Raw genomic sequence first — 2,468 nt, 5'->3', positions numbered from 1 at the left:
GGGAGGTGGGGGAGAGCGACCAGTAGCCGTGGCGCCGGTCGCCGAGGAGCGCGGCGAACACCGTCGGCGAGTCGAACTCCGGCAGGCACAGCCACGGGATCGCGCCGTGGAGGTCGACGAGGGCCGTCGAGCGGCCGTTGCCGATCGGGGCATAGCCTTCGATCGGAAGGGGAACGGGCATGCGAAATCCTGGTGTTGGCGGAGCGGTGGGAGGTCAGGGGCGGGAGCGGGTGTGCGCGACGAGCTGCTCCAGCAGCCGCACGGCCCCGGCTGCGGCGGGTCGGGACGGCGGCCGCGAGAGGCCCGTCCTTGCGTCCGGGTTCACGCCACCGGGCAAATCGGCTCCAAGTAGGGGATGTGGTTCGGCGGGGGCAGCGCGACGATTCCGGTGATCACGGCGACGGCTGCGGCATGGGTTCGGCTGCCGCGCCGAGAGAGCGCCCGGACGACTCGTCCCTCGACCGTCCGTGCCGTGCGCAGGCTCAGGCCGACGGCGCTCGCCCCGGCCTCGCTCAGCGTCCCGGTACAGATCAGCGCCGCCACGGCCCGCCCCGCCTGATCCAGCTCGGGGACGGGGTCGGGCAGATCGGCGCGCAGCCGCTCGGTGCCGATCGCCCCCGCCGTGATTAGGCGGACGACCAGGTGCGCGTCGTCCACGGCGCCGACACGCCGGCGCAAGTCGGCCAGGCGAGTCCGGACCAGGTACTCCCCGGTATGGACGTGGTCGCCGATCTCGGCGACGCCCAGCCCCTGGGCGACCAGTTCGGCGATCCGGCGCTCCAGCGCGTTCAACTCGGGCCTCGGGGCACGCCAAGGCCCGGTGTCCGGCACGATGCTCGGGGTCGTCAGGATCCGGCGGACCCCGGCTTCTCCCGCCACGGGCGCCTGGTCGGCGGTGCACACGACCAGCAGCTCGTCGAGCGGGGCCCCGAGCAGGTGGGCGGCTTCCAGATAGGCGGCGGTTCCGAGGTCGTACGCCCCTTGGCGGACCGCGCACGACCAGGCCGATCCCAGGCCCACCGCCTCGACGGCACGGTCGGCATCGACCGCCGCCGCGGGGATCACCAGGGCGCACGGGACCCCGAGGGCCAGTGCCTGGTGCACCAGCCGCACGACGGCTGGCGCCGTCCCGCGGGGCGGCGCCCCGGCCAGGACTGCCGCCAGCGACGGCAATTCTGGCAGGCCGGCCAGCGCACCGAGGTGTACGGCCAGACCCTGCGCGGAGCGCAGCGTCGCGACCGAGCGGTCCAGCGGATCAGGGCGATCGGGTTCAGCGTGCGCTTCGTCTACGAGTTCGGTTTCACCGGTCCCTCCCTTCGTGCGGTGGTGCAGGGTGCGGCCCTGGCCCGAATCGGCCGCCATGGGTGTGGTGAGGTCGGCCAGGGTGTCCCCGGCCGGATCGATCAGCTGCTGTTCGAGTGCCCGGCGGACGGCGACAACGCGCTTGCGGGACCGAGCGTGTCGAGCACGGCGTCCTCGTAGAGTTCCGCCGCGCTCTCCCGGACCTCCAGGGCGCGGGCGACGTCACGGCGATTCCCACCCTGTCCCCAGATCCGCAGGATCAACTTCTGCTCGTCCGACAGCACCGGAGCAACACCCACCGAGGCCGAACGGGGGAGCAGACCGGACTGCCATCCCCGTACGAAGGCGTGAACCCGGTTCGTGGTGTCCAACCGGTCGTACACCTGCCGCAGGTGGCCCTTGATGCTGTCGACACCCAGATTCAGGGCCGCGCCGATCTCCGCGTTCGTCATGCCGAGGCCGGCCCTGTCCAACACCGCGACCTGCTGCGCGGTCAGCGCCGTGGGCGGCGCCTTCGTCCGCATCAGCCGATCCCCCCGAGCATGGGCATCAGCAGCACGCCGGGACCTCCGGCCTGCCGGATGCGGCGCGGCATCAGCGCGCCTCCGCCGGCTGCCGAAGCTCGCTGAGCCTCACGTCGGGCCAACCGGCACCCAAAGCCCGCAACGGCACCAGATCGGCCAGCACGGCCGCCGCGCTCGCCTGCTCCCTCGACCGAACGCCGAGGGCCCGCAGGATCGTCTGGATGTAGGTGTTCACCGTGTTCACGGTCAGCCCCAGATGCTGTGCGATGGCGTCCGCGCCCTCACCGCCCACCAGGCCGGCGAGGACCTCGACGTGCCGCACCGACAGCGACTTGCCGGTGGGGTTCATCACGTGCACGTCCCTCACCAGGCCCCAGGCCGCACCCAAGGCGGCGGCGTGGAAGCGCGACTTGGCGCCGACCTTCGTCGCCAGGGCGACGACGGCGGCGCCGACCTCGGCCTTCTCGATACCGGTGGCGCGGCTGGTCTCGCCGTGCAGGGAACCGCGAGCCACCTGTTGCAGGAGGAGGACGTCGATGTCGGACAGGTCGGGCTTGACGGGATGATTCTGCGCCGGTGCCCGGGCCGGTCGATGACACTGGTCGGCGACTTCGCGCAGGCGGGCCCGGCGGCGACCGCACG

4 protein-coding genes are annotated in these 2,468 nt (G+C 72.8%); all 4 read right to left on the bottom strand.

From position 1 onward, the window contains the following. Positions 1-181, bottom strand: a 181-nt coding sequence (locus ACIQOV_RS37350; protein WP_401055234.1) for a trehalase-like domain-containing protein, incomplete at its 3' end; no start/stop codon positions are given. Between the two features lie 140 nt (positions 182-321). After that, the gene (locus tag ACIQOV_RS37345; protein WP_401055233.1) at positions 322-1,362 is read right to left on the bottom strand and encodes a hypothetical protein; all 1,041 of its coding nucleotides are present in this window, start codon (positions 1,360-1,362) and stop codon (positions 322-324) included. Between the two features lie 41 nt (positions 1,363-1,403). Beyond that, positions 1,404-1,826 carry a response regulator transcription factor gene (locus tag ACIQOV_RS37340; RefSeq protein ID WP_401055232.1) on the bottom strand — a complete coding sequence of 141 codons (423 nt, stop codon included), beginning with the start codon at positions 1,824-1,826 and terminating at the stop codon, positions 1,404-1,406. A gap of 70 nt (positions 1,827-1,896) precedes the next feature. After that, complete coding sequence (locus ACIQOV_RS37335) at positions 1,897-2,175, bottom strand: helix-turn-helix transcriptional regulator (protein ID WP_401055235.1); 279 nt, start codon at positions 2,173-2,175, stop codon at positions 1,897-1,899. Positions 2,176-2,468: the final 293 nt, after the last annotated feature.

It is taken from the genome of Kitasatospora sp. NPDC091257 (assembly GCF_044757675.1).
In the GTDB taxonomy this organism is placed as follows: domain Bacteria; phylum Actinomycetota; class Actinomycetes; order Streptomycetales; family Streptomycetaceae; genus Kitasatospora; species Kitasatospora lactacystinica.
This window is presented reverse-complemented; position numbering and strand designations above follow the sequence as displayed.

Excerpts from the sequence above, each read along its gene's own strand:
- ACIQOV_RS37345 (WP_401055233.1), bottom strand. The coding sequence starts at position 1,362 with ATGGCGGCCGATTCGGGCCAGGGCCGCACCCTGCACCACCGCACGAAG.
- ACIQOV_RS37340 (WP_401055232.1), bottom strand. The coding sequence starts at position 1,826 with ATGCGGACGAAGGCGCCGCCCACGGCGCTGACCGCGCAGCAGGTCGCG.
- ACIQOV_RS37335 (WP_401055235.1), bottom strand. The coding sequence starts at position 2,175 with ATGAACCCCACCGGCAAGTCGCTGTCGGTGCGGCACGTCGAGGTCCTC.